Annotated in this window: 23 protein-coding genes; 6 read left to right on the top strand and 17 right to left on the bottom strand. The window is 70.6% G+C overall.

Annotated features, from left to right (window positions below; genetic code table 11):
* Positions 1-114: 114 nt before the first annotated feature.
* The 8 genes from AB0M73_RS40700 to AB0M73_RS40665 form a co-directional block, all read right to left on the bottom strand.
* Positions 115-771 (bottom strand): hypothetical protein, encoded by a 657-nt coding sequence (locus AB0M73_RS40700; RefSeq protein WP_363903233.1) that lies wholly within the window; start codon positions 769-771, stop codon positions 115-117.
* 172 nt (positions 772-943) lie between these two features.
* Entirely contained in the window at positions 944-2,101 is a 1,158-nt protein-coding gene (locus AB0M73_RS40695) for an acyl-CoA dehydrogenase (protein WP_363903230.1), read from the bottom strand.
* A complete protein-coding gene (locus tag AB0M73_RS40690; RefSeq protein WP_363903227.1) occupies positions 2,098-4,008 on the bottom strand; it encodes a biotin carboxylase N-terminal domain-containing protein in 1,911 nt (636 codons plus the stop codon). The genes AB0M73_RS40695 and AB0M73_RS40690 overlap by 4 nt, the downstream gene beginning before the upstream one ends.
* 5 nt (positions 4,009-4,013) lie before the next feature.
* Positions 4,014-5,612: a carboxyl transferase domain-containing protein gene (locus tag AB0M73_RS40685; RefSeq protein WP_363903224.1), complete on the bottom strand. Its 1,599-nt coding sequence runs from the start codon at positions 5,610-5,612 to the stop codon at positions 4,014-4,016.
* Positions 5,612-6,754 (bottom strand): acyl-CoA dehydrogenase family protein, encoded by a 1,143-nt coding sequence (locus tag AB0M73_RS40680; RefSeq protein ID WP_363903221.1) that lies wholly within the window; start codon positions 6,752-6,754, stop codon positions 5,612-5,614. The genes AB0M73_RS40685 and AB0M73_RS40680 overlap by 1 nt, the downstream gene beginning before the upstream one ends.
* Positions 6,751-8,397, bottom strand: coding sequence for an acyclic terpene utilization AtuA family protein (locus AB0M73_RS40675; RefSeq protein WP_363903218.1), 1,647 nt, complete (start codon positions 8,395-8,397; stop codon positions 6,751-6,753). Before AB0M73_RS40675 ends, AB0M73_RS40680 begins: the two co-directional genes overlap by 4 nt.
* The gene (locus AB0M73_RS40670) at positions 8,394-9,185 is read right to left on the bottom strand and encodes a TIGR03084 family metal-binding protein (protein ID WP_363903215.1); all 792 of its coding nucleotides are present in this window, start codon (positions 9,183-9,185) and stop codon (positions 8,394-8,396) included. The genes AB0M73_RS40675 and AB0M73_RS40670 overlap by 4 nt, the downstream gene beginning before the upstream one ends.
* On the bottom strand, positions 9,182-9,799 hold the full coding sequence (locus tag AB0M73_RS40665; protein ID WP_363903212.1) for a TetR family transcriptional regulator: 618 nt from the start codon (positions 9,797-9,799) through the stop codon (positions 9,182-9,184). Before AB0M73_RS40665 ends, AB0M73_RS40670 begins: the two co-directional genes overlap by 4 nt.
* 91 nt (positions 9,800-9,890) lie before the next feature.
* Here AB0M73_RS40665 and AB0M73_RS40660 point away from each other — a divergent pair, with 91 nt between their 5' ends.
* From AB0M73_RS40660 to AB0M73_RS40650, 3 genes are all read left to right on the top strand, one after another.
* Positions 9,891-10,643: an MBL fold metallo-hydrolase gene (locus AB0M73_RS40660; protein WP_363903209.1), complete on the top strand. Its 753-nt coding sequence runs from the start codon at positions 9,891-9,893 to the stop codon at positions 10,641-10,643.
* Between the two features lie 76 nt (positions 10,644-10,719).
* Entirely contained in the window at positions 10,720-11,058 is a 339-nt protein-coding gene (locus AB0M73_RS40655; RefSeq protein WP_363903205.1) for a YciI family protein, read from the top strand.
* Positions 11,055-12,242 carry an RNA polymerase sigma factor gene (locus AB0M73_RS40650; protein ID WP_363903202.1) on the top strand — a complete coding sequence of 396 codons (1,188 nt, stop codon included), beginning with the start codon at positions 11,055-11,057 and terminating at the stop codon, positions 12,240-12,242. The genes AB0M73_RS40655 and AB0M73_RS40650 overlap by 4 nt, the downstream gene beginning before the upstream one ends.
* Here AB0M73_RS40650 and AB0M73_RS40645 read toward each other — a convergent pair.
* The 4 genes from AB0M73_RS40645 to AB0M73_RS40630 form a co-directional block, all read right to left on the bottom strand.
* Positions 12,224-12,655: a DUF4259 domain-containing protein gene (locus tag AB0M73_RS40645; protein WP_363903200.1), complete on the bottom strand. Its 432-nt coding sequence runs from the start codon at positions 12,653-12,655 to the stop codon at positions 12,224-12,226. The two genes, AB0M73_RS40650 and AB0M73_RS40645, sit on opposite strands and share 19 nt — an antisense overlap.
* Complete coding sequence (locus AB0M73_RS40640) at positions 12,585-13,589, bottom strand: YbhN family protein (RefSeq protein ID WP_363903197.1); 1,005 nt, start codon at positions 13,587-13,589, stop codon at positions 12,585-12,587. The genes AB0M73_RS40645 and AB0M73_RS40640 overlap by 71 nt, the downstream gene beginning before the upstream one ends.
* A gap of 32 nt (positions 13,590-13,621) precedes the next feature.
* On the bottom strand, positions 13,622-13,960 hold the full coding sequence (locus tag AB0M73_RS40635) for a hypothetical protein (protein WP_043728901.1): 339 nt from the start codon (positions 13,958-13,960) through the stop codon (positions 13,622-13,624).
* Between the two features lie 257 nt (positions 13,961-14,217).
* Positions 14,218-15,036, bottom strand: coding sequence for a helix-turn-helix transcriptional regulator (locus AB0M73_RS40630; protein WP_232240745.1), 819 nt, complete (start codon positions 15,034-15,036; stop codon positions 14,218-14,220).
* Positions 15,037-15,342: 306 nt separating this feature from the next.
* On the opposite strand from AB0M73_RS40630, the gene AB0M73_RS40625 reads away from it, so the two are divergent.
* Complete coding sequence (locus AB0M73_RS40625; protein WP_363903192.1) at positions 15,343-16,158, top strand: SAM-dependent methyltransferase; 816 nt, start codon at positions 15,343-15,345, stop codon at positions 16,156-16,158.
* Between the two features lie 17 nt (positions 16,159-16,175).
* Here the strand turns inward: AB0M73_RS40625 and AB0M73_RS40620 are convergent, their stop codons facing one another.
* Positions 16,176-18,119 (bottom strand): intein-containing Rv2578c family radical SAM protein, encoded by a 1,944-nt coding sequence (locus AB0M73_RS40620; RefSeq protein WP_363903189.1) that lies wholly within the window; start codon positions 18,117-18,119, stop codon positions 16,176-16,178.
* Between the two features lie 123 nt (positions 18,120-18,242).
* Here AB0M73_RS40620 and AB0M73_RS40615 point away from each other — a divergent pair, with 123 nt between their 5' ends.
* Entirely contained in the window at positions 18,243-19,856 is a 1,614-nt protein-coding gene (locus tag AB0M73_RS40615; RefSeq protein WP_363903186.1) for a YibE/F family protein, read from the top strand.
* 1 nt (position 19,857) lies between these two features.
* Here AB0M73_RS40615 and hisS read toward each other — a convergent pair whose 3' ends face one another.
* The 3 genes from hisS to AB0M73_RS40600 are packed head-to-tail and all read right to left on the bottom strand — an operon-like array spanning position 19,858 to position 22,470.
* On the bottom strand, positions 19,858-21,108 hold the full coding sequence (gene hisS, locus AB0M73_RS40610; protein ID WP_363903295.1) for a histidine--tRNA ligase: 1,251 nt from the start codon (positions 21,106-21,108) through the stop codon (positions 19,858-19,860).
* Between the two features lie 30 nt (positions 21,109-21,138).
* Complete coding sequence (locus AB0M73_RS40605; protein ID WP_363903183.1) at positions 21,139-21,771, bottom strand: hypothetical protein; 633 nt, start codon at positions 21,769-21,771, stop codon at positions 21,139-21,141.
* Between the two features lie 3 nt (positions 21,772-21,774).
* The gene (locus AB0M73_RS40600) at positions 21,775-22,470 is read right to left on the bottom strand and encodes an MBL fold metallo-hydrolase (RefSeq protein WP_363903180.1); all 696 of its coding nucleotides are present in this window, start codon (positions 22,468-22,470) and stop codon (positions 21,775-21,777) included.
* Positions 22,471-22,598: 128 nt separating this feature from the next.
* On the opposite strand from AB0M73_RS40600, the gene AB0M73_RS40595 reads away from it, so the two are divergent.
* On the top strand, positions 22,599-23,456 hold the full coding sequence (locus AB0M73_RS40595; protein WP_363903177.1) for a peptidylprolyl isomerase: 858 nt from the start codon (positions 22,599-22,601) through the stop codon (positions 23,454-23,456).
* A gap of 54 nt (positions 23,457-23,510) precedes the next feature.
* Here the strand turns inward: AB0M73_RS40595 and AB0M73_RS40590 are convergent, their stop codons facing one another.
* A complete protein-coding gene (locus AB0M73_RS40590; RefSeq protein WP_043728913.1) occupies positions 23,511-25,811 on the bottom strand; it encodes a bifunctional (p)ppGpp synthetase/guanosine-3',5'-bis(diphosphate) 3'-pyrophosphohydrolase in 2,301 nt (766 codons plus the stop codon).
* Positions 25,812-26,121 lie beyond the last annotated feature (310 nt).

The raw sequence follows: 26,121 nt of genomic DNA, 5'->3' as shown, positions 1-26,121 counted from the left end.
AACATCACTCCCGGACGCGAGGCGGATTCCTCCGCATGCTCGCACCTACGCCCGGGAGCGCTCCACGTGTTCAATTCCACTGGCCGGTTCACCAGCGGATAACGGTTTTTCGGCTCAGACGATTCGCCGGAAGGCGGCGTCGGCGACGCTCGGCGGCACCTCGTGCCCACCCGTAAACTCGCGGTAGTCGACGCGGTAGCCCACGATGCGCAGCGCGGGCACGATACGACGGCTGGTGCCCTCGATCGGCAGCACGCCGTCCTGACGTCCGTGCGACACGAACACCTCAGGCCTGCCGGCCCGAGCACCGGGCACGACGAAGCCCGGCGAGAAGGCCACCACGTCCTCGAACAGGGTGCCGTTCACCAGCCCCAACGACAGCGCGTACGAGGCCCCGTCCGAGAAGCCGGCGATCGTCGCCCGGCCCACCTCGAAGTGCTCGAACAGCTCGACCAGGCCGCGGTCCAGCGCCTCAACGTCCGGCCCGAAGTTCCCGTGGATCGCGTCCCACGTTCTGGCGCCGGACTTCGGCGCGTACACCAGCGCCGGCCGGTCCTTCATCACGGTCAGCACCCGCTCAGGGGTCGAACCAGCCCCATGCAGCAGCACCACCAGCGGCACCGGCCCCTCGGCCAGACCCGCCGGCACCTGGAGCAGCCCGTCCCCGAACTCGTGGCGGCCCGCCGGCAGGCGCTCCCGGGAAGGCGTCCCCGGCCGCGCGGCCAGCTCGCCCAGCCGCCACCCCGTGCCCAGCTGCGCTGTCGTGCCCATGGCCACCCTCCCTTTGTACGACCTTTGTCGAACACAACGGCCGCACACGGGCCTCCCATTCCCACCCCGACCAAACGGGCACCCACCGGCCCCCACCCAGCCAGATCCGAGGTTCGGAAGGGACCATTCCTCCACTCGGAGTGGAGGAATGGTCCCTTCCGAACGTTACTAGCTAGTAGGACTTGGGGAGGCCGAGGGTGTGCTGGGAGACGTAGTTGAGGATCATCTCCCGGCTGACCGGGGCGATGCGGCCCAGCCGGGAAGCCCCGAGCAGGGCGCCGAGGCCGTACTCGGTGGCCAGGCCGTTGCCGCCGTGGGACTGGATGGCCTGGTCGACGGTGGCGGTGGCGGCCTCGGCGGCGGAGTACTTGGCCATGTTCGCGGCCTCGCCGGCGCCCTTGTCGTCGCCGGCGTCGTAGAGCGCGGCGGCCTTCTGGGTCATGAGCCGGGCGAGCTCGACCTGGATGGCGCACTGGGCCAGCGGGTGGGCAAGGCCCTGGTGGGCGCCGATGGGCACGTCCCACACCTTGCGCGTCTTGACGTACTCGGTGGCGCGGCCCAGGGCGTTGCGGGCCAGGCCGGTGGAGAACGAGGCGGCCATGATGCGCTCCGGGTTGAGGCCGGCGAACAGCTGCCCGATGCCGGCGTCGGGCGCGCCGACCAGGGCGTCGGCGGGCAGGCGGACCTCGTCGAAGAACAGGGTGAACTGCTTCTCCGGCGAGACGATGTCCATCTCGATGGGCTGCCACTCGAAGCCGGGGGCGTCGGTCGGCACGATCATGAGGGACGGCAGCAGGCGCTGGCCCTTGGAGTCCACGTGCCGGGCGACGACGAGCACGGCGTCGGCCTCGTCGACGCCGGAGATGTAGGTCTTGCGGCCGTTGAGTACCCACTCGTCGCCCTCGCGGCGGATGGCGGTGGACAGCTTGTGCGAGTTGGAGCCGGCGTCGGGCTCGGTGATCGCGAAGGCCATCTTGGTGGTGCCCTCGGCGAAGCCGGGCAGCCACCGCTGCTTCTGCTCGGCGGTGCCGAAGCGGGCGATGATGGTGGCGCAGATGGCCGGCGAAACGACCATCATCAGCAGCGGGCTGCCGGCGGCGGCCAGTTCCTCGCACACGGCGGCGAGATCGCCGATGCCGCCGCCACCGCCGCCGAACTCCTCGGGCACGGCGACGCCGAGATAACCGAGCTTGCCGGCCTCGGACCACAGCTCGGTGGTCTTCTCGCCGGCCCGCGCCTTGGCCGTGAAGTACTCGGAGCCGTATTTGGACCCGAACTCGAAGACGGCCTTGCGCAGCGCCCGCCGCTCCTCGCTCTCGACAAAGCTCATGCCTGCTCACCCTCCACCACAGCGAGCACGGCGCCCGCCTCGACCTGCTGACCTGCCTGCACAAGCACCTCGGCCACGGTGCCGCCGGCGGCGGCCACGACCCGGTGCTCCATCTTCATCGCCTCCAGAACCAGCAGCTCCGCGCCGGCCTCGACCACGGCGCCGGGCTCGACCGACACCCGGACCACAGTGCCGGGCATCGGGGCCACGGTGGCGCCCTCGGCGACCTTGTCGGTCGGGTCCGGGAAGCGCGGGACCAGCGTCAACGCCACCGGACCGACGTACACGGTGTCGCCGTGGCGGGCGACCTCGTAGCGCTGCCGCACACCGTCGGCATCGAGGACGACCTCGTCGGCCGAGGCCCTGACCAGCTCGATTCCGGCCGGTTCGGCGAGCTTTCCGTTACGGTCGAACCGATACGTCACCTCGGCCTGCTCGAACGCCGTCCGCTGCGGCTGGGACGGGATGTTCCGCCACCCCAGGGGGAAGCGAGTCTTGCGCTCATGGGCCAGGGCGATGGCCGCAACCAGGGCACTGCGGTCCACATCGGACACCAGCGGCTTGGCCAGCGCGTCGAGGCCGACCCGGTCCAGGAAACCGGTGTCGGTGTCGCCGGCCAGGAATTCCTTGCTGCGCAACACGTTCACCAGCAGGTCACGGTTGGTCAGCACGCCATGGATCTTCGCCGACGCCAGCGCGGCCGACAGCCGACGGGCGGCGGCGGCCCGGTCCGGGCCCCAGGCGATGACCTTGGCCAGCATCGGGTCGTAGTGCACGCCGACGACCGACCCGTCCTCGACGCCGCTGTCCAGCCGGAGACCGAACTCCCGAGGCACGGCGAACTCCGCGTCCACATCGGACAGCGCGAACCGGTGCAGCACACCGCTCTGCGGCCGCCAGTCGAGGGAGGGGTCCTCGGCGTACAGCCGGACCTCGATGGCGTGGCCGCGGGGCTCTGGGCGGTCCGCCGGCAACTGGGCACCCTCAGCGATGGCCAGTTGCCAGCGAACCAGGTCGATACCGTACACGCACTCGGTCACCGGGTGCTCCACCTGGAGCCGGGTGTTGACCTCAAGGAAGTGGATGCTCCCCTTGGCGGACAGCAGGAACTCCACGGTGCCGGCCCCGACGTAGCTGATCGAACGGGCGGCGGCGACCGCGGCGTCGAACAGCTTCGTCCGGATGTCCTGCGTCACCGCCGGTGAAGGCGTCTCCTCGACGATCTTCTGGTGCCGCCGCTGAATGGAGCATTCCCGCTCCCCCAACGCCCACACCGTGCCGTGCGAGTCGGCGAGGATCTGGACCTCGACGTGCCGCGCGCCCTCCAGCAGCGGCTCGCAGAACACCGTGCCGTCGCCGAACGCGGACTCGGCCTCGCGACGCGCTGCGGCGACTTCCTCACGCAGCGTGGACAATTCGCGCACGATCCGCATGCCGCGACCGCCGCCGCCGGCCGACGCCTTGATCAGCACCGGCAGGTCGTCCTCGGTCACCGTCTCCGGGTCGAGCTCGGCCAGCACGGGCACGCCGTCGGCGGCGACACGCTTCTTCGCCGCCACCTTGGAGCCCATGGCCTCGATGGACTCCGGCGACGGGCCGACCCAGGTCAGCCCCGCGTCCAGCACCGCCCGCGCGAAGCCGGCGTTCTCCGACAGGAAGCCGTAACCGGGGTGCACGGCGTCGGCCCCGGCGGCCTTGGCCGCGGCGATCAGGGCGTCGACGCGCAGGTACGTCTCGGACGGCGCGGCGCCGGGCAACCGCACGGCGTGGTCGGCCTCGGCGACGAACGGGGCGTCGGCGTCCGGGTCGGAGAACACGGCGACCGGCGAGATGCCGGCCAGTCGGCAGGACCGGAAGACCCGGCGGGCGATCTCGCCCCGGTTGGCCACCAGCAGTCGGGAGATCATGGCCCTCACATCCGGAAGACGCCGAAGCCCTCGGCGCCCTTCACGTCGTTGCTGTGCACCGCGGACAGGCACAAGCCCAGCACGGTTCGGGTGTCGCGCGGGTCGATCACGCCGTCGTCGTAGAGCCGGCCCGACAGGAACGCCGCCAGCGACTGCGACTCGATCTGCCCCTCGACCATCTGTCGCATGGCGGCGTCGTGCTCGTCGTTGTACGGCTGGCCCTTCGCGGCGGCGGCCTGCCGCGCCACGATGGACAGCACGCCGGCCAGCTGCGCCGGCCCCATCACCGCGGACTTGGCGTTGGGCCAGGTGAACAGGAAGCGCGGCGCGTAGGCCCGGCCGCACATGCCGTAGTTGCCGGCGCCGTAGGACGCGCCCATCACCACGGTCAGGTGCGGCACCTTGGAGTTGGACACAGCGTTGATCATCATCGAGCCGTGCTTGATGATGCCGGCCTGCTCGTAGGAGGCGCCGACCATGTAGCCGGTGGTGTTCTGCAGGAACAGCAACGGAGTGTCGGCGCGGTTGGCGAGCTGGATGAACTGCGTCGCCTTCTGTGCTTCTTCGCTGAACAGCACGCCGCGGGCGTTGGCCAGGATGCCGATCGGATAGCCGTGCAGGGTGGCCCAGCCGGTGACCAGGCTGTCGCCGTAGCGCGGCTTGAACTCGTCGAAGTCGGAGTCGTCGACGATACGGGCGATGACTTCCCTGGGATCGAAGGGAATCCGCAGGTCCGTCGGCACCAGCCCGAGCAGTTCCTCGGCGTCGTAACGAGGTTCGAGCACGTTCGCCCGCGGCTCCGGCCCACGCTTGCGCCAGTTCAGGCGGGCGACCACACGACGGATGTTGCGGATCGCGTCGACCTCGTCCGTGGCCACGTAATCCGCGAGCCCGGAAACGCGGCCGTGCATGTCCGCGCCGCCCAGCGCCTCGTCCTCGGCCTCCTCGCCGGTGGCCATCTTGACCAGCGGCGGGCCGCCGAGGAAGACCTTGGAGCGCTCCTTGATCATGATCACGAAGTCGGACATGCCCGGCACGTACGCGCCGCCGGCGGTGGCGTTGCCGAACACCGCCGTGACGGTGGGAATGCCGGCCGCCGACAGCCGGGTCAGGTCGCGGAACATCTGGCCGCCGGGAATGAAGATCTCGGCCTGGCTGGGCAGGTCGGCGCCGCCGGACTCGACCAGGCTGATCACCGGCAGCCGGTTGGCCACGGCAATGTCGTTGGCCCGCAACGTTTTGCGTAGCGTCCACGGGTTGCTCGCGCCGCCGCGCACGGTCGGGTCGCTGGCCACGATCAGGCACTCGACGCCCTCGACCACACCGATGCCGGTGACCACGCTGGCCCCGACCTGGTAGTCGCTGCCCCACGCGGCCAGCGCGGAGAACTCCAGGAACGGCGCGTCCTGGTCTACGACCAGCTCGATGCGCTCGCGGGCCAGCAGCTTGCCCCGCTTGCGGTGCCGCTCCACGTACTTCGGACCGCCGCCGGCCAGCGCCTTGGCGTGCTCGGCGTCCAGCGCGGCCAGCTTGTCCAGCAGCGCCTCACGGTTCTCCTTGTGCTCAACGCTGTTCGCGTCCACAGTGGACTTCAGTGCGGTCATCAGGCAAATCCCATCCTGCGCGCGGCCAGCTCGGCCATCACCTCGCGGGCGCCGCCGCCGATACTGAGGATGCGCGCGTCCCGGTAGTGTCGTTCCACTTCGGACTCCCGCAGGTAGCCCGCGCCGCCGTGCAGCTGCACGGCCTCGTTCACGACGAAGTCGCAGGCGTCGGTGCTGGCGTTCTTGGCCATGGAGACCTCGGCGATGACCTCTTCGCCGGCAGCTACCTTGACCGCGACCTCGCGGGTGTAGGTGCGGGCCAGCGCCGTGCGCTGGGTCATCTCCACCAGCTTGTGCCGCACCACCTGGCGGCTGATCAGCGGCCGGTCGAAGGTGACGCGGTTACGGACGTAGTCCACGGTCAGGTCGAGGGCGCGCTGCGCGGTGGCGTAGGCCTGCACTGCCAGCGACAGCCGCTCCACCTGGAACTGTTGCATCAGCTGCGGAAAGCCACCGTTGCACGGTCCGACCAGGTTGGTCGCCGGCACACGGGCGTCCGAAAAGGACAGCTCGGCGGTGTCGGAGCAGTGCCAGCCCATCTTCTCCAGCTTGCGGCTGGCGGTGAAGCCGGGCGTGCCGCGTTCGATCACCAGCAGGCTCACGCCCTGGTAGCCCGGCTCGCCGGTGCGCACCGCGGTGGTGACGAAGTCGGCGCGGGTGCCGGAGGTGATGAACATCTTGCTGCCGTTGACGATGTAGTGGTCGCCGTCGCGGACCGCCCTGGTGCGCAACGAAGCGACATCCGACCCGCCGTCGGGCTCGGTGACGGCCAGCGAGCCGATCTTCTCGCCGGCCAGCGCCGGCCGGACGAAGCGCTCGATGTGGTCAGGGTCGCCGGCCGCGACGATGTGCGGGATGGCGATGCCGTGCGTGAGCAGCCCGGCGATCAGGCCGGACGAGCCGCCGGCCTGGATCAGCTCCTCGGTCACCACCACCGTGTCGAGCAGGTCGCCGCCGCTGCCGCCGATCTTCTCATCGAAGCCGACACCGAGCAGACCGACCGCGGCGGCCTTGCGGTGCAACGACCTCGGCAGCTCGCCGTCACGCTCCCACTGGTCCATGTTGGACCGGACCTCGCGCTCGACGAACGCGCGCACGGTGTCGCGCAACTGCCGTCGTTCCGGAGTCTCCCAGGGACTCACACACTCACCTCGACCGATCGGAGCCACTCCCCCAGCGCCTTTGCCTGGGGGTCGAACCGGGTGCTGGCCGCGACGCCCTCGCCGAGCAGGCCGCGGACCACGAAGTTGACCGCCCGCAGATTGGGCAGCGGATACCGCTGCACACTCAGGTCCTTGAGCTCCGGCAGCAGCTCCTTGAGCCGCGCGGAACTCAGGGTCCGGGCCAGCCAGGCGTAGTCCTCGTCGGTGCGGGCCCAGACGCCGAGGTTGGCGTCGCCGCCCTTGTCGCCGGAGCGGGCCCCGAACCGTTCGCCGATGCGGAACCGGGCCGTGGCACCAGGTTCGCCGTCCGGTTCGACGCTGGCTGCCGGCTCGACGGGTGCGGTCGTCGCCGGCGGTGTCACCTCGACACGCCGCCCGTCGGGCAACACGACCGTGTGGGCAATCGCTTGCTGCGGGAGGAAAGCCGCCGAGAACACGCCGAAGGGGGTGGCGTCTCCGGGCGGCGCGGTGACGTGGAAGCCCGGGTAGGAGGCCAGTGCCAACTCGACCGCGGCCTGCGAGAACGCTCGTCCCGATCGCTTGCCGTCAGCGTCCTTGATCGTCACGTGGAGCAGCGCACTGGCGGATTCCTCGGTCGGCGGGTCGTCGTGCGCGACGGTGCCGAGGCTCCACGTCACACCGTCCGCGCCGATGCGCTCGGTCAGCTGGCGTTTCACCAGGTCCGCCTTGGCCTCGACATCCAGTCCACACAGGACGAACGTCATGGAGTTGCGGAAGCCGCCGAGCTTGTTCAGGCACACCTTGGCGTCCGGCGGCGGCGGGGTGCCCCGGACGCCGGTGATGCCCACCCGGTCGGGGCCGTCCTGGGTCAGGGTGATCGTGTCGAACCGGCTGACCACGTCCGGGCCGAGGTAGTTCGGGCCGCCGATCTCGTAGAGCAGCTGGGCCGTCACGGTTTCCGTGGTGACCGCGCCGCCGGTGCCGGCGTGCTTGGTGATCACCGACGAGCCGTCGGCGGCGATCTCGGCGATCGGGAAGCCGGCGTGCAGCAGGTCGGGAATCTCCGTGAAGAACGCGAAGTTGCCGCCGGTGGCCTGGGCGCCGCACTCGATCACGTGGCCGGCGACCGTGGCCCCGGCCAGGGCGTCCCAGTCGTCGCGGGCCCAGCCGTAGTGCGCCGCCGCCGGGCCGACGATCAGCGACGCGTCCGTCACCCGGCCCGTGACGACGATGTCGGCGCCCGCGTTCAACGCCTCGACAATGCCCCAGCAGCCCAGATAGGCGTTGGCCGTGAGGAATCCGTCGAACTTCGACCGCACGTCGTCGCCTTCGACATGCGCCACCGACACCGTGATGCCGAGGCGGTCGGCCAGCTCGCGGATCGCCGTCGCCAGGCCGGCCGGGTTCAGGCCGCCGGCATTGGCGACGATCTTCACGCCCCGGTCCACGGCCGTGCCCAGCGAGCCTTCGAGTTGGCGCAGGAAGGTCTTGGCGTAGCCCTTGGTCGGGTCCTTCATCAGGTCCCGGCCCAGGATCAGCATGGTCAGCTCGGCCAGGTAGTCGCCGGTGAGCACGTCCAGCGGGCCGCCTTCGAGCATCTCGCGGACCGCGTCGAAGCGGTCCCCGTAGAAGCCCGAGGCGTTCCCAATGCGGTAGGTCACAAGAACTCCCCCGGCTTCCGCCCCGACCCCGGAAGGCCGGCAAACGCTTGCGCCACGCGGAGGAACTGCTCGGCCACCGGGCCGACCGCCGTGACGTCGAGGTCATCGAGGTGCCGCCGCTGCGTGACCAGGAAGCAGAAGTCGAGTGCCGGCGCGGTGATCCGGTTGTCGGCGTCCTCGTCGTTCCAGGTCCAGAGCTCGCCGTCCGGTCCGGTCAGCTCGAAGCGGACCGGCTCGGCCGGCTTGGGCAGGCCGTTGACCTGGAAGGCGAATCCCATCGCCCGCACGCCGATGTGCGCCACGTGCCGCAGACGGCCCGTCGGCTCGCGGCGGACCTTGAGCGTGTCGGCGATGTCCTGGCCGTGGGCCCAGGTCTCCATGATCCGCGCGGTGGCCATCGACGCCGACGCCATCGGCGGCCCGAACCACGGCAGCTTCTGTCCACTCGGGACACCGGCAAGCGCTTGCGCCAGGTCTTTCCGGCCCTGCCGCCACTCGTCGAGCAGCTCCGCCGGATCCTGTTGCGACCACGCCTCGGTCGCCCGGTCGACGTAAGTGGTCGGGTTGGCCGTCGCCTGCTTCAGCGAGTCGGCGAAGGCCCCTTCGTCGGTGGCCGCCATCGCCGCCTGCCGGTCCGTCCAGGCCAGGTGCGCCACCTGGTGCGCGATTGTCCAGCCCGGCGCCGGCGTCGGCGTCGCCCAGGCGTCCTTGGGCAGCTCGGCCACCAGCGTGTCGACGCTCGCGCTCTCCGCCACCAGATCCGCCAACAGGGCGGAGATGTCCGTCATGACTGCTCCTGTGTGTTCACCACGTCATCGAGCATCGACGCCCACTGCCGGACGATCCTGGCCCGGCGGCGCGAATCATCCGTCAGCTGGTTGGCCAGCGCCAGGCCGCGGGCCAGGTCCAACGTCGCCTGGACCGTCTCGCGGACCCCAGGCTGCTTCTCGTCGGCCGCCAGCAGCTCCACCGTCAGCCGGTGGCACTGCCGTCCGAGGCGGGCTTCCAGCTCCACCACCACCGGCTTCAGCTCCGGGTCCGTCCGTGCCGCCACCCACAGCTCCAGCGCCGCCGTGAACATCGGGCTGGCGAAGAAGTCCACCACCAGCTCCACGACCGCGCGGGTGCGGTCCTGTGCCGTCGTCACGCGCTCCGACTCCCGCAGCAGCTGTTCCGCGCTCTCGTGGCCCACGTACTCCACCGCTGCCGTCACCAACTCGTTGCGTGTGCGGAAGTGGTGCAGCTGCGCTCCCCTTGAGACGCCCGCCCGCTCCGCCACCTGCGTCGTCGTCGTGCCCGACCAGCCGTGCTCCACCAGGCAGTCGACCGTCGCCTCCATCAGCTTGCGCCTGGTCTCCCTGCTCCGGTCGGCCTGCCGCTGCCGCGTCAGCTCCGGTGCCATGGCTGCGAGTGTGGCCTCCAACTAACAAACAGTCAAGACTGATTGTTAGTGGCGGTTCGCCTCGGCCCCGGCCTCCTGGCAGAGTGCAGCAATGCTGAACGAGGTAGCCGACGGCGTCTGGGTGCGGCAGAGCGAGTGGGTGCAGAGCAACGCCACCGTGGTGCGCGGGGACGACGGAGTGGTCCTGGTCGACCCCGGCATCTCCGGCGCCGACCTCGACCAGCTCGCCGACGACATCGACGGGCTCGGACTGCCCGTGGTCGCCGGGTTCTCCACCCATCCGCACTGGGACCACCTGCTCTGGCATTCCCGCTTCGGCGACGTTCCGCGCTACGCCACCGCCGCCAACGCCCAGCTGGCCGTTCAGGCCCGTGAGCGGGCGCAGGCCATGGCCACCGAGAGCACGGTCGGCGTCCCGCTCGACCTGGTCGCCCTGCTCACCCCGCTGCCCGCCGACGGCGGACCCATACCGGGCGAGATCATCGAGCACGGCGCCCACGCCATCGGCCACGCCGCCATCCTGCTGGCCGACCGTGGCGTCCTCATCGCCGGCGACATGCTCTCCGACGTCCTGATCCCGATGTTCGACCCGCGCCGCACCGGTCAGCTGGCCGTCTACACCGCCTCCCTCGAACTCCTCGGCGAGGCCGCCCAGCAGGTCGACGTCCTGATCCCCGGCCACGGCACCGTCGCCACAGGTCCCGAGGTGGCCGCCCGCTTCGCCGCCGACTGCACCTACCTCGACGCCCTGCGGCAGGGAACCGACCCCGTCGATCCGCGCCTCGACCAGGACTGGCTCGCCCGCCCCCACCAGGCGAACGTCGCGCAGGCCCAGCAGGCGTGATTTTCGCGGCCGGTGTCGATCGGGGCGCCGTGCGTTCGTACAGAGGGTGAGAATCCACCTCAAGGAGGCGCTCACCATGAAGAACTACCTGCTCAGCGTGTACCAGCCGGACGGCCCGACGCCCGGCCCCGAGGTGCTGGGGCCGATCATGACGGCCGTGGCGTCCCTGAAGGAGGAGATGCGGGCGGCCGAGGCGTGGGTGTTCGATGGCGGGCTGTTCCCGCCGGACACCGCGACCGTGGTGCGGGTGACCGACGGCGACGTCGGCATGACCGACGGCCCGTACGTGGAGGGCAAGGAACACCTGGGCGGCTTCACCATCGTGCGGGCGACGGACCTGGACGCGGCGCTGGAGTGGGGACGCAAGCTGGCCGCGGCGACGACGTTGCCGATCGAGGTCCGACCGTTCCAGTGAGTGTCGAGGGCGTGTTCGCGGCGGAGTACGGGCGGGCGGTCGCGGTCCTGGTCCGGGTGTTCGGCGACATCGACGTGGCGGAGGAGGCCGTGCAGGAGGCCTTCGCGACGGCGGTGCGGAAGTGGCCGGAGACCGGCACGCCACCGAGCCCGGCGGGCTGGATCATCACGACGGCCCGGCACGCGGCGATCGACCGGCTGCGCCGGGAGTCGTCCCGGCAGGACCGTCACGCCCAAGCGGCGCTGGTGCACGCCAACGACTTCGTGGAGGAGGGGCCGGTGCGGGACGAGCGGCTGCGGCTGATCTTCACCTGCTGCCATCCGGCACTGGCCCCGTCCACGCGGGTGGCGCTGACCCTGCGGCTGCTGGGCGGTCTGGCCACACCGGCCATCGCGCGGGCGTTCCTGGTGCCGGAAAAGACCATGGCGCAACGGATCGTCCGCGCGAAGGCGAAGATCCGCGACGCCGGCATCCCCTACCGGGTGCCGCGCGACGCCGACCTCCCCGACCGGCTGCGGGCCGTGCTCGCGGTGCTGTACCTGATCTTCACCGAGGGACACACCGCGAGCTCGGGCGCGGAGCTCGTACGGGACGACCTGTGCGCGGAGGCGATCCGGCTGACCCGGGTGCTGACCGAGCTGATGCCCGACGAGCCCGAGGCTTGGGGTCTGCTGGCGCTGATGCTGCTCGTGCACTCCCGCCGCGACGCCCGCACCACACCGTCCGGCGACCTCGTGCTGCTGGCCGATCAGGATCGCAACCGATGGGACGCCCGGCTCGTCGCCGAGGGGCAGGCCATCGTGCGCCGGTGCCTGCGCTGGCGGCGGCCCGGTCCGTACCAGATCCAGGCCGCGATCAACGCCGTGCACAGCGATCCCCCGACCGACTGGGGCCAGATCGTCCAGCTGTACGACCAGCTCCTGCACTTCACGCCCACGCCCGTTGTCGCCCTGCACCGGGCCGTGGCGGTCGCCGAGGTGTCCGGACCCGAGACGGCTTTGGACCTGGTCGACGACCTGGAACTGCCGTCGTACCACGTGTTCCACCTCGTGCGGGCGGACCTGCTGCGGCGCCTGAACCGCGGGCACGAGGCGGCCGATGCCTACCGCCGGGCCATCGGCCTCACGGAGAACACGACGGAGCGGGCCTTCCTGACCCGCCGGCTTCAGGAGCTGAGCGCCTGACGCAGCTCGGCGATCTCCGCCGGCCACGGGTTGTCGTCCGCCCGTTCCGCCCAGAGCTGAGCCAACTCGGAGTCGTCGCCGAGCACGCGAACCAACGCCTGCTCGGCGAGTTCACCCAGGCCGTCGTACTCGCCGCCGGCGACGAGGGCGGCCGCGGCGACCGCGACCGAGCCGATGTCGGCGTCCAGATAGTCGTCCTCAGCGACGGCGGCCGTCAGCGCGGCCCGCACGGCCGCTGTTCGGTCAGCCCCGTCCAATCGGCCGACTTCGCTGACGAAGTCGGCCGCGTCATCGTTGTCCATCGGACCCGAACCCCAGGCGCCCCTGACAACACCGGATCGATCACTCGGCGATCTCGGACAGCGCTTCGCGCGGTCGGCGGAGCAGGGCCCACAGCACCCAGCCGACGCCAATCACCAGCACCAGGCTGATCAGCCGGTACAGGATCACCCCGGCGACGGCGTCGTCGATCGGCGTGCCGCCGGCCACCAGACCCAGTGTCAGCGCCCCGTCCACGACGCCGAGGCCACCGGGCACCAGCGGCACGCTGGCCGCGGCCATACCGGCCGTGTACGCCACGAAGATCTGCGCGACCGACAGGCCCTGCGCGCCGGCGGCGAGGCAGCACAGGCCGAAGCACACGGCGTCCAGCAGCCAGTTCCCGGCGGCGAAGCCCATCGCCACCCGCAGGTCCCGGGTGGACATCCGGATCACCGACAGCTGCTCGACGGCGCCGCTGACCAGGCGCGTGCCTCGCTCCGCGGACCGCCCGGTGAGCCGGGCGAAACCGGTCAACACCTTGCCGCACAGCCACAGCAGCCAGTTCGGGTGCTGCACGAAGGTGCGCAGGCAGACGGCGAGGCCGATCGCCACGACCACGTCGCCGGCCAGCGCGAGCCAGCCGTGGCCGCCGCGGGTCAGCACCCCGCCGACCGCGCCGATGAGAATCAGCGTTCCGGTGGACAGCAGGCCGCTGACCGCGACCGCCCAGGACGCCACCGCCGACGTCGCCCCGAATCGCCGCATCTGGGAGAAGTTGAACGCGGTGGAGAAGACAGGACCACCCGGCAAGGTGACGCTCAGGGAGTGGGCGGCATAGGCGAGGGCGACCGCGCGCTGGATCGGGACGAGCGTCCCGGCAGCGCGCAGCAGGCGGCGTTGCATGCGGGCGAACAGGCTCATCGAGCCCAGATCGGCGAGCACCGCGAGGCCGAGCAATGACCAGTTCGGCGTCCGGAGGTGGCCGAGCGCCGAGGCCAGGGCCGGAGCCCCGTACCAGAGTTCGACGGCGAGCAGGACGAGCGCGAGGCCGGTGGCGATGATCTTGATCCGGCGCACCGCGGTCATCCGGCGATGGTAGTCGGGCCGGGCCGGACCGCTCAGGAAGCGACGGCGTGGCGCAGCAGGACCGTGCCGGGGGTGCGGTCGTCGGGGAGGCTGAGGAGTTCGGCCAGGACCTCGCCGGCGGGGCCGGCGGAGCGCCAGGTGATGCGGGTGGGGGTGAGGAAGTTCGTCTCGTCGCCGGGCATGCGGGTGGCGACGACGTCGTCCTCGCCGCGCAGCCACACGACGTCGATGACGTTGTGGTGGGCCCGCACACCGATGACGGCGACGACATGGCCGTCGGGATTGCGGGGGTGCATGAAGCGGAACCCGCGGGTGACCAGCTCGGCCAGGCGCAGGTCGGTTGAGCTCGGAGCCTCTGTGGTGGGAGTCATCGAATTCGCCATTCTCCGGGGGCGGCCGCGGCGACGGTCGGGCCAGCCGGGTAGCAGCTGAACACGCTCGTGCACCGAACAGCGGCCCCCATGGGGCGCGCGGCGTGTACGTCGGCCATGCTCCCCAGCCTCCAGACCTGCATTCGGGCTTGCAGCTGCACGTGCATCTGAGCGCTGCGTCACACTAGCACGACCACATGCACGTGCATCTGCGCGACACCGAAGTTGGGCCGGTGGGGTGATCTTCCGCGGGAGGGCTAAAGGGCGTCCATGACTTCGCCCAGGGAACGCCGGCTGCGCTCGGGCGTCTCGGCGTCGACCATGAGCCGGTCGACGACCCGGCTGTACTGCTCGATCTCCTGCCGCTTGTCCAGATACAGGGCGCCGGTCAGGTGCTCGATGTAGACCAGGTTGGGCAGCTCGGGCTCGGCGAACCGCAGCATTGTGAACGAACCCTCGGCCGCGTACCCGCTCAGATCGAACGGAACCACCTGAATGGTGATGTTGGGCCGCTTGGTGAACTCGATCAGCCGCTTGAGCTGGGCCCGCATCACTTCCTTGCCGCCGATGGGCCGGTGCAGCACCGACTCGTCGAGCACGGCCCACAGCCGAGGCGCGTTGGATCTGGTCAGCAGCTCCTGCCGCTTCATGCGCAGCCGCACGCGGCGCTCGACGACGTCGCTGGCCGACTCGGGCCGGCCGCGGGTGGCGATGGCCCGCGCGTAGTCCTCGGTCTGCAGCAGTCCGGGCACGAACTGGGACTCGTAGGTCTGGATGCGGGCCGCGGACTCCTCCAGGCCGACGTAGTCCTGGAACCAGTCGGGCATCAGGTCGGTGAAGCGGTGCCACCAGCCGGGCTCGTTGGACCGCTTGACCATGTCGAGGAAGACCTCGCGCTCGCCGGGATCGTCCACCCCGTACAGCGAGAGCAGATCGGCGACGTCGCGCTCCTTGAAGCTGACGCGGCCGAGCTCAAGACGGCTGATCTTGGACTCGGAGCCGCGGATGGCGTAGCCGGCGTCGGCCCGGGTGATCTCCGCCGCCTCGCGCAGCCGACGCAGCTGCGAGCCGAGCACGATCCGCCGCGCGGTCGGCCCTGCACCGTGTTCAACCGAGCGGCCATTACCACTTTCGGATGAATTGGTGGGGTCAATCGCGCCCATTCCGGCTCCTCCCTCACGCCCTCGACAGCCGGGTCGCCCCGGCTGCCCGGCCCCGCTCCAGGTGCTTCCATCAGGGCCTTTTGCCGGCGAACCCGACTACTCAACGTACACCGAGGCGGGCCGAGCCCGACAGCGCACCGCCGTTTACCGCAGTGGTGGCGCACCAATAGGCTTACTCGCTCGGTTGTCGGAACCACCCTGACGGTCTGCGAGGCGGAGATGCCCACTCCCAAAGCCCCAGTTCACATCGACACGACCAAGGCCAGCATTGCCCGCGTCTACGACGCCTTCCTGAACGGGAAGGACAACTACGAGGTCGACCGGGAGGTGTTCCGGCGGGTGAAGTCGGTCGCCCCGGAGGCCGCGCTGCTGGCCATCGACAACCGGAACTTCCTGATCCGCGCGACCCGGTTCATCGCCAGCCAGACCAACATCACCCAGTACCTGGACTGCGGGTCGGGCCTGCCCACGGCGGAGAACACCCACCAGGTGGCGCAGCGGCTCAACCCCGACTCCAAGGTCGTCTACGTGGACAACGACCCGGTGGTGATCGCGCACGGTCGCGCGCTGCTGGAGGAGAACGAGCAGACCCACTTCAGCGCGGCCGACATCTTCGAGCCGGAGCAGGTGCTGCAGGACGAGGTGGTGCGCAAGCACATCGACTTCAACGAGCCGCTGGCCCTGTTCCACATGGGCACCATGCACCACTACACCGGTGACCGGGCGCAGGAGATCATGCAGACCTACATCGACGCGCTGCCGTCGGGTTCGTATGTGGGGCTGAGCCACTTCTACGACCCGCAGACCGAGGAGTACAACGAACTGGCCCGCCGCATGGAGGACATGTTCGTGCACAGCCCCATGGGCAGCGGCGTGTTCCGCACCCGGGCCCAGATCGAGGGCATGTTCCCGGGTCTGGAGATGGTGGAGCCGGGCGTGGTGGAGTGCGTGCGCTGGTGGCCGGACGGCCCGCAGATCAAGCCGATGGACCCGGTGCAGTACTGCATCGTCGGCGGCATCGGCCGCAAGCCCTAGTCACAGCGGGGTCGTAGTCACAACAGGGTCAACTGCTCCTGGTCGACGCGGTGGACAGGGGCCACCGCGTCGACCGGCAGCGCCCCGGCCGGCCAGGTCGCGTCCTGGTCGCCGGGCACGCCGGACGGCTCGTTCCTCATGACCTTCGGCGCGAGGCCGTGCTTGCGCACCAACGGTTCCACCCGGGCCGCGAGCCGGTTCCGGTAACGACGGTCCGCGTAGCTCTCGTTGCCGTAGAGCTGGCGGTAGCCGGGGAGCAATGACGGGTGTTCCCGTTTCAGCCACTGCGCAAACCATTCTTTCGCACCCGGCCGCAGATGCAGGGCCAGCGTGCTCACGCCGGTGGCCCCGGCCTCGGCGATCGCGCCGAGCAGATCGTCCAGCTGCTGCTCCGAATCGGTGAGCCCGGGCAGCACGGGCGCGATGAACACGCCGCACGGCAGCCCGGCGTCGGTGATCCGGCGGACCAGCTCCAGCCGGGCCTGCGGGGTGGGCGTGCCGGGCTCCAGGGTGCGGTGGATCTCCTTGTCCAGCAAGGCGATCGACACGCCCAGCCCGACCGGCACCCGCTTGGCCGCCTCGGCCAGCAGCGGGATGTCCCGGGACAGCGTGGTGCCCTTGGTGAGGATCGAGAACGGGGTGCCGGTGTCGGCCAGCGCCCGGATGATGCCGGGCATCAACCGGTAGCGGCCCTCGGCCCGCTGGTACGGGTCGGTGTTGGTGCCCATGGCGACGTGCTCACGGGTCCAGCGCGGCGAGGAGAGCTTGGCCCGCAACAGTTCCGCGGCGTTGACCTTGACCACGACCTGGCTGTCGAAGTCGTGGCCCGAGTCCAGATCGAGATACGTGTGCGTGTTGCGGGCGAAGCAGTTGTGGCTGACGACGCCGTCGGCGATGAAGTCGCCGGTGCCGGTGGTGATGTCGTAGAGCTGCCGGGTCTCCAGGCGTTCGATGTTCGTGACGATCAGGTCCGCGGCCGGGGCGAGCTCGCCGTCGACGGCGAGGCGGTCGGCCATCGCCGGGCCGACGGTCTGCCGGAACCGCAGCCGCTCCCCCAGATCCGCGGTCAGGATCACGGCCCGGCGGTCCTCGCTGACCTGGTGGGAGAAGTCGAGTTCCTTCAACGCCAGGCAGATCGCGTCCAGCAGCCGGGCGTCGCGGGTGAAGATCCGGGTCACGCCGTCGCGAACGCTGCCCCGGGCGTCGAAGATGCCGGCCAGCAAGCCCTTGTGCCAGTCGAGGCCGGGAGCGAGCGGCAGTTCCTCCGGCACGGCCGAGGTGCCGAGCTCGGACAGGTAGCGCTCGGTGCGGTCGATGCCCTCGGCGCCGGCCAGCGCGACCCGGAAACCTTGCGTGCCACCGCCCTGGACCATGCCGCAGAGGTAACCCCGTTGGTAGCTCTCAGTTTCCTCCGGCGGTAACGAGAACATCCCCGTGCCGACAAGGCGCGCGCCGACCGTCAGATGTGGACGCATGGAGCCGGTGACGTGCCGCCAGCCGTCGGCGGCGAGGAAGCGGTGGTCCCCGCTGGCCACGATCTCCGTGCCGTCGTGCAGGGTGATCCGGTAGGCGCGCTTGGTGGTCCGCCAGTGCGCCAACACCTTCGTGCGCACGTAGCGCCGCTGCGCGCCGACGGCCTGGGTGCCGACGATGTCGTCGCCGACTTCCAAGCGGGCCAACGTTTTTGTGCTGCCGTCGGCCAGCAGGATCGGGGTTTCCCCGTCCAGGCAGTAGACGCAGGCATGGGTGCAGCCGCGATAGGGGTTGACGGTCCAGCCGAACGGCATGGGCGATCCGCCGGGCACCTTGTTCAGCACGCTCTTGGCCCGCACCTCGTGGAAGACCACGCCGGCGAACTCCGGCGAGCGCACCGACCTGATCAACCCGGACAGGCCCAGCAGGGCAGGTTCGTCGCGGTCCACCCGTTGCTCGTCCCATCGCACCCCAGCAGTCGAACACATGTTCGATCAGACGTCAACCGGATCGGCGTCCGGAGCAACCGAACAGGTGGTTCGGGAGTCTGCCCCGACATGAAAGACCGCACCCGAGTCGGGCCCCGCACGGGGACCAGTCAGGATGTGGAGATGAGCCACGGGCACGGGCACGGGTCTCACGGCCACGAGCCGGCGGCCCCGGCGTCGGCCAAGGTGCGCAGGCTGGTCATCGGCCTGCTGCTGCCGTTGGTCGCGCTGACGATCGTCGGCGTGGCACTGCTGTTCCCGTGGAGCGGGCACACAACGAGCACGCCCGCGGGCGGGGCGATGGTCACCGAGCAGGGCGTCGTCACGAAGGTGGTGGCCAGCGACTGCGGTGGCGGCGCCGGAAACGGCGGCGGGGCCAAGCAGTGCGAGGCCGTCACGGTGCAGCTGGACAATCGGCAGACCATCACCGAGCCGATGCCGATCGAGCCGTCGACGCCGCGCTTCACCGTCGGCGACAAGGTCGTGCTCGGCTACAACGGCGGCGACCCCAACGACCCCGGCTCCTACCAGCTCCAGGACTTCCAGCGCGGTTTCCCGTTGGCACTGCTGGGTGTGCTGTTCGCGGCGGCGGTGCTGATCCTGGGGCGGATGCAGGGCCTGAAGGCGTTGGGCGCGCTGGTTCTCACCTTCGTGGTCATCGTCCTTTTTGTACTGCCGGCGATGGCCGCCGGAAAGGACCCGTTGTCGGTCGGCGTGGTCGGCGCCGCGGTGATCATGTTCATCGTGCTGTACCTGACGCACGGCCTGTCGGCGCGAACATCCACCGCCGTGGTCGGGACCCTGGTCAGCCTCGGCCTGATCGGCGTGTTGGGCTGGCTGTTCTCCTTGGTGGCGAACCTGACCGGCCTGGACGAGGACACCGCCAACCTGATCTCCGTGCTGGGGCACGGGATCGACGCCCGAGGCCTGCTGCTGGCCGGCATTGTCATCGGCTCCGTCGGTGTGCTCGACGACGTCACGGTCACGCAGACCAGCGCCGTGTGGGAGCTGCGGCGGGCCAACCCCAAACTCGGCTGGCGCGACCTGTACGCCGCCGGGCTGCGCATCGGCCGCGACCACATGTCGTCCTCGGTCAACACGCTGGTGATGGCCTACGCCGGAGCGGGCCTGCCGCTGCTGCTGGCGTACGCGGCCAGCGGCCGCGGGCTCACGGATCTGCTGACCGCCGAGACGGTGGCTCAGGAGATCGTGCGGACCCTGGTCGGCAGCATCGGGTTGGTGGCCTCCGTGCCGATCACCACCTTCCTGGCGGCGAAGATCGCCATGCAGGAGACGGTCGACGAGCCGACGGTCGCCGAGCCCGAGGTCCCGGAACCGCAGCCCTCGAAGGCCAAGGCGGAGGAACCGGAACAGCCGGTGCGGCGCAAGCGTGTCAACCCGGACGACATGCCCACCGAACGCTTCGAGGGCGTCCGCCCGCGTATCCAGAACCCACCCGGGGCTGAGCAACACCAGCCGACACAAGCCCTCCGCCGGCCGCAACCGCCCCGCCAGCAGTCGCCCGAGCAACAACCGCACCGGCAGCAAGCGCCCGAGCAGCACACGCAGGTGGCGCCGCGCCGAGGGCAGCTCCCTCCCCCGCCGGACCGCCAGCAGCCGCCGCCGGGGCAGGCCCGACGGCTGCCGCCACCGCCCGAACTGCCGGGCGGCCACCCGTCGGCCCCGCCCGAGCTGCGGAACCGGCCGTACCAGCCCGAGGCCGAGGACCGGCGCTAGATCACTTGCCGAGCGGGCGTTCCTCGGCCTGCTCGGTGTCGGCCTTGAGGTGGATCAGCGACGTGAAGCCGGCCGCCTCCAGCCGGCCCAGCTGCGCCCCGAACTTGCCGGAGCGCGGCTGCACGGCGGCGTTGCGGCCGCCGGCCCGCACCTCGCGGGCCACGCCGAACACCTTGGCCAGCGGGACGTCCGACTCGAACAGCACGGCCACGCTGTCCTCGCGGGGCAGGTCGCCGAGCATGTCGACGATGCGCTCGAAGCCGATGGAGAAGCCGCAGGCCGGCACGTCCTTGCCCAGCGAGCGGCCGATCAGCTTGTCGTAGCGCCCGCCGCCGGCCAGCGAGTAGCTGACCGACGGGTGGCCGACCTCGAAGATCTGCCCGGTGTAGTAGCCCATGCCGCGCACCAGGGTCGGGTCGAACTCCCAGGTGAGCCCGGGCATCTCGTCCAGGCAGCCGGCGACGGTGCCCAGGTCGGCGACGACGTCCTCGGCCAGCGCCGGGATGACGTCGGACAGGGAGTCGGCGACCTTGTCGGCCGCCAGGCCGGTGAGCGCCTCGATCCGCTCGCGGGCGGCGTCCACGGCCTCGCCGGGCAGGCCGCGCCCGGTGAGCTCAGCCCGCACGCCGTCCCAGCCGATCTTGTCGAGCTTGTCCAGGCCGATGAAGAACGTGGACCAGGCCGACTCGTCCAGGCCGACGACGGCGGCCAGCGCGGACAGGTACCGCCGGTCGGCCAGCCGCACGGTGGTGCCGCTCAGGCCGACGGCGGCCAGCGCCTGCGCGGTGGCCTCGATCAGCTCCACCTCGGCCAGCACCGACGCCTCGCCGATCATGTCGATGTCGCACTGGTAGAACTGCCGGTAGCGGCCCTTGGCCGGCCGCTCGGCCCGCCACACCGGCCCGAACTGGAAGGACCGGAACGGCTGCGGCAGCGTGGCCTGGTTGTTGCCGTAGAACCGGGTAAGCGGCACCGTCAGGTCGAAGCGCAGCCCGAGGTCGATCAGCTCGGACAGCGGCGTCTCCGCCTCCACGGTGGCCGGCAGGCCGCGCCGCAGCACCTGGAACAGCAGCTTCTCGTTCTCGCCACCCTGCCCGCCGGTGAGCCGGGTGATGTCCTCCAGCGCCGGTGTCTCGATCCGCTGGTAGCCGAACCGGTGGTAGACGTCCGTGATCGTCGCGAGCACGTGGTCACGGGTGGCCACGGCCGACGGGAGCAGGTCACGGGTGCCCCGGGCGGGGCTGTTGTCCATCTTCACGGTGTCGGTTTCCTCAGCGAGTGGTTACGAGTCGAGCGTGGCCACGAAACGGGTCACGGCGTCGGTCTGGATGCGTTGTGCCAGCTTGCCGCCCGGCACCGCGGAGGCCAACTGATATAGCGGCCGACCAGGCATGTCCTCGCCGCGGGCCTCGGCCCGCAGCTGGGCCACGAGCAGCTCGGCGAACACCAGCGGGCCGGGGTCGCCGGCGCCGGACAGGCCGTCGGCCAGCCGCCGCAGCGCCAGGATGCCCAGTTCGCGCCCGCCGACCGCGCTGTACGTGGCCAGGGCGATGTTGATGGTGCGGCCCTTGGGCGCGCCGCTGATCAGCATGCCGATGGTGCGGTTGCCGCGCACGTCGGTGACCATCAGGTCCAGGTTGGTCAGGCCGTGCAGGTCCACGGTCCGGGTGCCCAGCGCCCGCACGGAGACCTTGGGGCTCTCCAGCCACACCCGTCGGCGGGCCTCCACGACGGCCAGCACGATCAGCGGGATGGCGACCACGAGGGCGGCGATGCCGCCGGCGAGGAAGCCGCCGAGCAGGGCCACCAACTCGCCGATGACCAGGCCCAGCACGAGGGCCGCGACCACGACGTAGCGGGCGCGCTTGCGCACCACCGCCACGTCCAGCAGGTCAAGCGGGATGCGCTCGGGCACGCCTCACATCCCCCGTCGCGGCGCGGAGGGACGGTCGTCGAGGCCCAGCAGGAACGGGTTGCCGGCGCGCTCGCGTCCGATGGTGGAGGAGCCGCCGTGGCCGGGCAGCACCACGGTGTCGTCGGGCAGGGTCAACACCTTGTCCCGCAACGAGTCCAGCATCGCCGAGTGGTCGCCGCCGGGCAGGTCGGTGCGGCCGATCGAGCCGGCGAACAGGGTGTCGCCCGACAGCACCAGGCGGCCGCCCTCCTCGGTGCCGGCGCGGAACATCACCGAGCCGCCGGTGTGGCCCGGGGTGTGGTCCACCAGCAGTTGCAGGCCGGCCAGGTCCAGGGTGACGCCGTCGGCCAGCTCGCGGACCTCGGACGGCTCGCGCATCTCCAGGCGTCCGCCGAAGAACGCGGCCGTCTCGGCGCTCACGCCCTTGAGCGGGTCGGACAGCATGGCGCGGTCGGCAGGGTGGATCCAGGCCGGCACGTCATTGCCGTCGCACACCGGCGTGACCGAGAAGGAATGATCGAAATGACCGTGCGTGAGCAGCACGGCGACCGGCGACAGCCGGTGCTTGCGCACCGCCTCCATGATCGGCTCGACCGCGTCCTGGCCGGGGTCGACGACGACGCAGGCCTCGCCCTCACCGGCCGCGAGCAGGTAGCAGTTGGCCTGGAGGGCGCCGGTCGGGAACCCGACGACGAGCACGGGCGAACCTCCATCTGGGCGCGGAACGACCGGCCAAGCCTACCGGTTGGGGACCACCACACAGCGGTCACACCCCGTCGTCCTACACTCGCGGCAGTCTTGTCGTCACTACCATGGGGAGAGCGCAGGTGCCGAGCAACGAACAGCGCCGCGAGGCCGCGAAGCGGAAGTTGGAGCGGCAGCTCGTTCGTCGAGCTCAGCGGGCCCGGCGCCGCCGCGTCACCAGCATCTCCGTGACCACCGTCGTGGTCCTACTGGTCGCGGGTGGCATCTGGTTCGCCGTCGCCAACGCCGGCAGCGGCTCGTCGACCGCGGCGTCGCCGTCCTCGGACGCGCCGACCTCGACGTCGAAGCCGCCGATCACCATCCCGACGGCGCTGGCCGCCGCACCCAAGCGGCCCACGCCGCTGGCCCCCACGGTGGACTGCAAGTACACCAAGGACGGCGACGCCGCCAAGGCCAACAACCTGCCCAACGGCTCGGGCATCTCCACCCAGGGCACCGTGTCGGTGACGCTGAAGACCAACGACGGCGACATCCCGCTGACGCTGGACCGAGCGCTCGCGCCGTGCGCGGTGAACAGCTTCGTGAGCCTGTCCGGCCAGGGCTACTACGACAACACCAGCTGCCACCGGCTGAGCACCTCCGGCCTGCAGATGCTCCAGTGCGGCGACCCCAAGGGCGACGGCACCGGCGGCCCCGGTTACAAGTTCGACGACGAGGTGTGGCCCTCGCTCACCTACGGCCGCGGCTACCTGGCCATGGCCAACTCGGGCCCGAACACCAACGGCAGCCAGTTCTTCCTGGTCTACGGCGACGCGCAGCTCCAGCCGAGCTACACCGTCTTCGGCACCATCTCCGACGCCGGGCTGAAGGTGATCGACGACATCGCCAAGGCCGGTGACGACGGCGCCTACGACAGCAGCGCCGGCGGCGGTCACCCCAACAAGAAGGTGACCATCACCAAGTCCCAGGTCGCGGCCTGAGTCGGACGTGAAAAAGGGCCCCGCCTCCCGGCGGGGCCCTTTTTGTGTGCCCTGCTACGACGCCGAGGTCACGCGGTAGACGTCGTAGACGCCCTCCACGCTGCGGACCACCTTGAGCACGTGGCCGAGGTGCTTGGGGTCGCCCATCTCGAACGAGAAGCGGCTCACCGCCACCCGGTCCTTGGACGTGGTCACCGAGGCCGACAGGATGTTGACCTTCTCGTCGGCCAGCACCTTGGTGATGTCGGACAGCAGGCGGTGCCGGTCCAGCGCCTCGACCTGGATGGCCACCAGGAACAGCGAGGACGAGTTGGGCGCCCACTCCACGTCGACCAGCCGCTCCGGCGAGTCGAGCAGCTCGCTGGCGTTGGTGCAGTCGGTGCGGTGCACGGACACACCGCCGCCGCGGGTGACGAAGCCCAGGATGTCGTCGCCGGGCACCGGGGTGCAGCAGCGGGCCAGCTTCACCCACACGTCGCTGGCGTCCTTGACGACCACGCCCGGGTCGCCGGGCGCGCGCCGCCGCACGGCCGTGGACGGCGTGGACCGCTCGGCCAGCTCCTCCTCGGCGTGGTCGACGCCGCCGAGCAGCGCCACCAGCCGCTGCACGAGGTGCCGGCCGGAGACCTGCCCCTCGCCGACGGCCCGGTACAGGGCGCTGACGTCGGCCAGCCGCAGCTCACGGGCCACCGCGCCCATCGAGTCGGCGGTGACCAGCCGCTGGATCGGCAGCCCGACCCGGCGCACCTCCTTGGCGATCGTCTCCTTGCCGTTCTCGATCGCCTCTTCGCGGCGCTCCTTGGCGAACCACTGCTTGATCTTGGCCCGGGCCCGCGGCGAGGCGGCGAAGGCCAGCCAGTCCCGGCTGGGACCGGCGCCCTCGGCCTTCGAGGTGAAGATCTCGACGACCTCGCCGTTCTCCAGCTTGCGCTCCAGCGCCACCAGCCGGCCGTTCACCCGCGCGCCGATGCAGCGGTTGCCGACCTCGGTGTGCACGGCGTAGGCGAAGTCGACCGGGGTCGAGCCGGCCGGCAGCGTCTCCACGTCGCCCTTGGGCGTGAACACGAAGATCTCGCGGGCGGCCAGGTCGTAGCGCAGGGCCTCCAGGAACTCGCCCGGGTCGGCGGCCTCCCGCTGCCAGTCCAGCAGCTGGCGCATCCAGGCCATCTCGTCGACCTCGACGCCACGGCCGTTGTGCGTGCCCTTGGTCTCCTTGTACCGCCAGTGCGCGGCGATGCCGTACTCGGCGGTGCGGTGCATGTCGTGGGTGCGGATCTGCACCTCGAGCGGCTTGCCGTCCGGCCCGATCACGGTGGTGTGCAGCGACTGGTAGACGCCGAACCGGGGCTGGGCGATGTAGTCCTTGAACCGGCCGGGCATGGGCTGCCACAGCGCGTGCACCACGCCCATGGCGGCGTAGCAGTCGCGCACGTCGTCGACCATGATGCGCACGCCGACCAGGTCGTGGATGTCGTCGAAGTCGCGGCCCCGGACGATCATCTTCTGGTTGATCGAGTAGTAGTGCTTGGGCCGGCCCTCGACCTTGGCGCCGATGCGCGAGGACTCCAGCTGGCTGTTCAGCTCGTCGACGACCTTGCGCAGGTAGGTGTCGCGGGACGGCGCGCGGTTGGCCACCAGGCGCACGATCTCGTCGTACTTCTTGGGCTGCAGGATGGCGAAGGCCAGGTCCTCCAGCTCCCACTTGACGGTGGCCATGCCCAGCCGGTGGGCCAGCGGGGCCAGCACCTCCAGCGTCTCGCGGGCCTTGCGGGCCTGCTTCTCCGGCGGCAGGAAGCGCATAGTGCGCATGTTGTGCAGCCGGTCGGCCAGCTTGATGACCAGCACGCGGGGGTCGCGGGCCATGGCGATGACCATCTTGCGGATGGTCTCGGCCTCGGCCGCCGCGCCCAGCTTCACCTTGTCCAGCTTGGTGACGCCGTCGACCAGGTGGGCCACCTCGTCGCCGAAGTCCTCGCTGAGCAACTCCAGCGAGTAGTCGGTGTCCTCCACCGTGTCGTGCAGCAGGGCGGCGACCAGCGTGGTGGTGTCCATGCCCAGCTCGGCCAGGATGGTGGCGACCGCGAGCGGGTGGGTGATGTACGGGTCGCCGGACTTGCGCCGCTGACTGCGGTGCTTCTCCTCGGCGACGTCGTAGGCGAACTGCAACAGGCCCAGGTCGGCCTTGGGGTGCAGTTCGCGGTGCACCGCGGCCAGCGGCTCCAGCACCTGCTTGACCGGCGCGGCGCGCTGGGCGGTGATGCGGCGGGCCAGGCGCGCGCGTACCCTACGCGTCGCCGAGGGTGGCCGAGCGGCCACCGGCTGTGGCGATGCCCCGGGTTCGACGTCTTGGCTCAACCACACTCCCGGTGCTATCGGGGTAGCAAAGTTTCTGCACCGAGGATAGCTCTGTATCGAGCCGGAAACGTCCCGGTCGCGACAAGCGTGCCGCTCGACACGACGAACGCGGTCCGAATATCGGCCCCGCTAGTCACCCCTGTTCACCGGACCACCCCCCCCAAAGCCGCGAGTCCCGCTCTCGGGCAGCCATGTGTTGAGTTCATGACTGCCCCAGAGCGGGACTGACCCGAAAATAGTGGTGAGTCGACCATGTCCAGGGCATGGCTGTTCCCTCAGACCACCGCCGAGCCGCCGGCAGCCTGAGCAC

The sequence above is a fragment of the Kutzneria sp. NPDC051319 genome, from assembly GCF_040682195.1.
GTDB lineage: Bacteria > Actinomycetota > Actinomycetes > Mycobacteriales > Pseudonocardiaceae > Kutzneria.
This window is presented reverse-complemented; position numbering and strand designations above follow the sequence as displayed.

Bases quoted from the DNA above. Each gene is read 5' to 3' on its own strand.
- AB0M73_RS40700 (WP_363903233.1), bottom strand. From the start codon at position 771: ATGGGCACGACAGCGCAGCTGGGCACGGGGTGGCGGCTGGGCGAGCTG.
- AB0M73_RS40695 (WP_363903230.1), bottom strand. From the start codon at position 2,101: ATGAGCTTTGTCGAGAGCGAGGAGCGGCGGGCGCTGCGCAAGGCCGTC.
- AB0M73_RS40690 (WP_363903227.1), bottom strand. From the start codon at position 4,008: ATGATCTCCCGACTGCTGGTGGCCAACCGGGGCGAGATCGCCCGCCGG.
- AB0M73_RS40685 (WP_363903224.1), bottom strand. From the start codon at position 5,612: ATGACCGCACTGAAGTCCACTGTGGACGCGAACAGCGTTGAGCACAAG.
- AB0M73_RS40670 (WP_363903215.1), bottom strand. From the start codon at position 9,185: ATGACGGACATCTCCGCCCTGTTGGCGGATCTGGTGGCGGAGAGCGCG.
- AB0M73_RS40665 (WP_363903212.1), bottom strand. From the start codon at position 9,799: ATGGCACCGGAGCTGACGCGGCAGCGGCAGGCCGACCGGAGCAGGGAG.
- AB0M73_RS40660 (WP_363903209.1), top strand. From the start codon at position 9,891: ATGCTGAACGAGGTAGCCGACGGCGTCTGGGTGCGGCAGAGCGAGTGG.
- AB0M73_RS40655 (WP_363903205.1), top strand. From the start codon at position 10,720: ATGAAGAACTACCTGCTCAGCGTGTACCAGCCGGACGGCCCGACGCCC.
- AB0M73_RS40640 (WP_363903197.1), bottom strand. From the start codon at position 13,589: ATGACCGCGGTGCGCCGGATCAAGATCATCGCCACCGGCCTCGCGCTC.
- AB0M73_RS40635 (WP_043728901.1), bottom strand. From the start codon at position 13,960: ATGACTCCCACCACAGAGGCTCCGAGCTCAACCGACCTGCGCCTGGCC.
- AB0M73_RS40625 (WP_363903192.1), top strand. From the start codon at position 15,343: ATGCCCACTCCCAAAGCCCCAGTTCACATCGACACGACCAAGGCCAGC.
- AB0M73_RS40620 (WP_363903189.1), bottom strand. From the start codon at position 18,119: ATGTGTTCGACTGCTGGGGTGCGATGGGACGAGCAACGGGTGGACCGC.
- AB0M73_RS40615 (WP_363903186.1), top strand. From the start codon at position 18,243: ATGAGCCACGGGCACGGGCACGGGTCTCACGGCCACGAGCCGGCGGCC.
- hisS (WP_363903295.1), bottom strand. From the start codon at position 21,108: ATGGACAACAGCCCCGCCCGGGGCACCCGTGACCTGCTCCCGTCGGCC.